The sequence below is a fragment of the Actinoplanes sp. NPDC048791 genome (genome assembly GCF_040650095.1).
Lineage (GTDB): Bacteria > Actinomycetota > Actinomycetes > Mycobacteriales > Micromonosporaceae > Actinoplanes.
This window is the reverse complement of sequence record NZ_JBEZGQ010000902.1, coordinates 1-3,394: the sequence shown is the minus strand read 5'-3', so window position 1 is coordinate 3,394 and position 3,394 is coordinate 1. Positions and strand designations below refer to the sequence as shown.

At 73.7% G+C, this 3,394-nt stretch carries 3 protein-coding genes; all 3 read right to left on the bottom strand.

Going from position 1 to position 3,394, the window contains the following annotated elements; genetic code table 11:
- The coding region (locus AB0C29_RS39400; protein ID WP_360831775.1) for a glycoside hydrolase family 13 protein at nucleotides 1–1,471 on the bottom strand (1,471 nt) is incomplete at its 3' end.
- Between the two features lie 69 nt (nucleotides 1,472–1,540).
- A complete protein-coding gene (locus AB0C29_RS39395; protein ID WP_360831772.1) occupies nucleotides 1,541–2,602 on the bottom strand; it encodes a LacI family DNA-binding transcriptional regulator in 1,062 nt (353 codons plus the stop codon).
- Between the two features lie 31 nt (nucleotides 2,603–2,633).
- Nucleotides 2,634–3,394 (bottom strand): serine hydrolase domain-containing protein (locus tag AB0C29_RS39390; protein ID WP_360831769.1); only part of this gene is annotated, 761 nt, incomplete at its 5' end.

The window sequence follows — 3,394 nt, the reverse complement described above, 5'->3', positions numbered from 1 at the left end:
CCCGGCGCAGCGCCAGCGCCGCCCGGTACAGCTCCGGGGTGGACGCCGGGTCGCCCTGCTGGGCCGCCACGCTCAGCCGGGCCCAGCTCGCCGGCTGCGGCAGCCAGCTGGCGCCGCCCTCGGGACCGAAGCCGTACGGCGCCTGGTCGCCTTCCCAGGGGATCGGGACGCGGCAGCCGTCGCGGTAGCCGTCCTGGCCGGTCGCGCGGTGGAACGCCGGGTCCTGACGGACCTCCGGCGGCAGGTCGATCACTTCCGGCAGGCCGAGCTCCTCGCCCTGATACAGGTACGCCGAACCGGGCAGCGCCAGCAGCAGCAGAGTGGCCGCCCGGGCCCGTCGCAGGCCGGCCACCGGGTCCACCTCGGCCGGCCGGCGTCCCGCCACGTCACCCTCGTCGGCCTGCAGCAGCCGGCTGGTGTGCCGCACCACGTCGTGGTTGGACAGGGTCCAGGTGGCCGGGGCCCCCACCCGCCGCATGGCCGCGAGGGATTCGTCGATGACCCGCCGCTGGGTGGCGACGTCCCAGGCGGTGCCCAGGTAACTGAAGTTGAACGCCTGGTGCAGCTCGTCGGGCCGGACGTAGTTGGCGACCCGGTCCAGGGTGGGCGCCCAGGCCTCGGCCACCGCGATCCGCTCGCCCGGGTACTCGTCGAGGATCCGGCGCCAGCTGCGGTAGATGTCGTGCACGCCGTCGCGGTCGAAGCAGGGGCTGACGCCCACGTCGAGCAGGTGCCATTCGGTGCGGGCGCCCAGGTCCGGCAGGCCCGCGGCCTTGACCAGGCCGTGGGCCACGTCGATGCGGAAGCCGTCGACGCCCAGGTCAAGCCAGAAGCGCAGGATGGTACGGAACTCGTCGGCCACCGCCGGGTGGTCCCAGTTGAAGTCGGGCTGCTGCGGCGCGAACAGGTGCAGGTACCAGTCGCCCGGGGTGCCGTCCGGGTCGGTGGTGCGGGTCCAGGCCGGGCCGCCGAAGATGGACGGCCAGTCGTTGGGCGGCAACTCGCCGGCGGCGCCGCGGCCGGGGCGGAAGTGGTAGCGGGCGCGCATCGGCGAGCCCGGGCCCTCGGCGACCGCCCGGCGGAACCATTCGTGCTGGTCCGAGGAGTGGTTCGGGACCAGGTCGACGATGACCCGCAGGCCGAGGTCGTGGGCGTCGCCGATCAGGGCGCGGGCGTCGGCCAGGGTGCCGAACATCGGGTCGACCGTGCGGTAGTCGGCCACGTCGTAGCCGGCGTCGGCCTGCGGCGAGGCGTAGAACGGCGACAGCCAGACGGCGTCGACGCCCAGGTCACGCAGGTACGGCAGGCGGCTGCGGATGCCCGGCAGGTCGCCGATGCCGTCGCCGTCGGAGTCGGCGAAGCTGCGCGGGTAGATCTGGTAGATGACCGCGTCCCGCCACCAGGAGGTGGGCGCGGTCGCGGCGGCGCCGTCGCGCTCAGCCGTCGGGTCTGCGGTCAGTTGATCGGTCATGGCGGCTGACGCTAGCAGGTTACTAACTCGTGTTACATAGCTCGCCGCCGAGATTTTCGCAGGGCCGGGTCAGGCCGGTTTTGCCGTGGAGTCGCGCACGATCAGCGAGGTGCCCAGCGACTGGTGCGGGTGCTGGTCCTCGCCGCGGATCGCCGAGATGAGGAAGTCCGCCGCCGTGCGGCCCTTGGTCACGATGGGCTGGCGGACCGTGGTGAGCCGGGGCCGGAACCAGGCCGACTCGGCCAGGTCGTCGAAGCCGGTCACCGACACCTCGCCGGGCACGTCCACACCCAGCTCCTGCAGGGCGTCCACCGCCCCGTAGGCCAGCACGTCGGACAGGGCCAGGATGGCCGTCGGCGGCTGCGGACCGGTCATCAGCGCCCGGGTCGCGCGGTAGCCGTCCGTCCGGGTCACCGGCACCTCAGCCAGCCGGATGTCGGCCAGGCTCAGCCCGGCCTCGGCCAGCGCCTCGGTGATGCCGGCCATCCGCCGGGCCAGCGGCCCCCGGTAACCGCGCACCGCCCGGTCCGGACCGGGGTCCATCGAGACCACCGCGAGTCGCCGGTGGCCCAGCTCCAGCAGGTAGCGGGTGACCTCGCGGGCGCCGCCGTGGTCGTCGACGTCCACACTGGGCGCGTTCTCGTACCGGTCGCTGTCGATCAGCACGAACGGGATGTCGCGGCGGACCAGCTCGGCCACCTCACCGCGGTCGGTCTCCAGCCCGCAGACGATGAAGCCGTCCACCGCCGCGTACGGGATCGCCTTGAGCACGGAGTCCTGCAACGGCGGCGTCAGCAGCAGCGTGTAGCCCTCCTGGTCGCACACCTGCCCGACACCCATCAGGAACCGGGCGTAGTACGGGTTCTCCAGGATCCGGGCCAGTCGTTGCGGCAGCAGCACGCCCAGCGACTGGGTGGCACCGGACTGCAGCATCCGGGCCAGCGTGTTGGGGGCGTAGCCGAGCTCCTGCGCCGCCGCCAGGATCCGCTCGCGGGTCGCGGTGGAGATGCGCTGCGGGTTGTTGAAGGCGAAGGACACCGCCGAACGCGACACCCCCGCGGCCGCCGCCACGTCGCTGGACGTGGGCTTACCGCGGCGGCGCGGCTGCTCGCCGGTCCTTCTCGACGGCATCCGCCCCGACCTCGCTGCAGTAGATGAGCGCCTACGATAACGCAGCGGCGGTCAGCAGCAGCCGGGTCACCGCGTGCACGTCGGCGTGCTCGTCGTCGCTCAGCAGCACCACGCTCGCCCGCCGCTCCGGCAGCCAGGCCGCGAAGGACACGAATCCCGGGATGTCACCCGGATGGAAGTACGCCCGGTGGCCGCCGACCGTGCCGACGAACAGGCCGTAGCCGTAGTGGCCGGCGAAGAAGGAACGCCCCGGGCGTGGCTCCTCGGCGGTGGGGGCGAGCGGGCCGGTCAGCACAGCGTGCGACTCGAAGCCCAGCAGCGCGCCGGCGTGGAGCTGCTCCTGGTAGCGGGCCAGGTCGCCGACCGTCGACCACACGTCGCTGGTGCCCGCCATCGGGGGCAGGGTCTCCCCCGCGACCGCGTCGTCGGCGGGCCGGCCGATGGTGGTCGCCGTCATCCCGAGCGGCGCGAACACGTGCTCGGCGAGGAAGTCGCCGTACGGCTGCCGCGCCGCCTGCTCGACGATGGACGCCACCAGCAGGTAGCCCGGGCTGCTGTAGAGCCAGCGCAGGCCGGGCCGGCTCGCCGGTGTCCCCTGCGGGATCAGCCCCAGCCGGTCGGCGATCGCCATCGCCGCGCCCACGTCGAACCCGGGCTCGGCACCCCAGTGCGGCAGGCCGGAGGTGTGGGTCAGCAGGTGGTGCAGGGTCACCTCGCGCCACCAGGGCGGGCTGCCGGGCAGCCAGCGTGCGACCGGCCGGTCCAGGGCGAGCTCGCCGCGCTCGGCGAGCA

Bases quoted from the DNA above. Each gene is read 5' to 3' on its own strand.
- AB0C29_RS39395 (WP_360831772.1), bottom strand. From the start codon at position 2,602: ATGCCGTCGAGAAGGACCGGCGAGCAGCCGCGCCGCCGCGGTAAGCCC.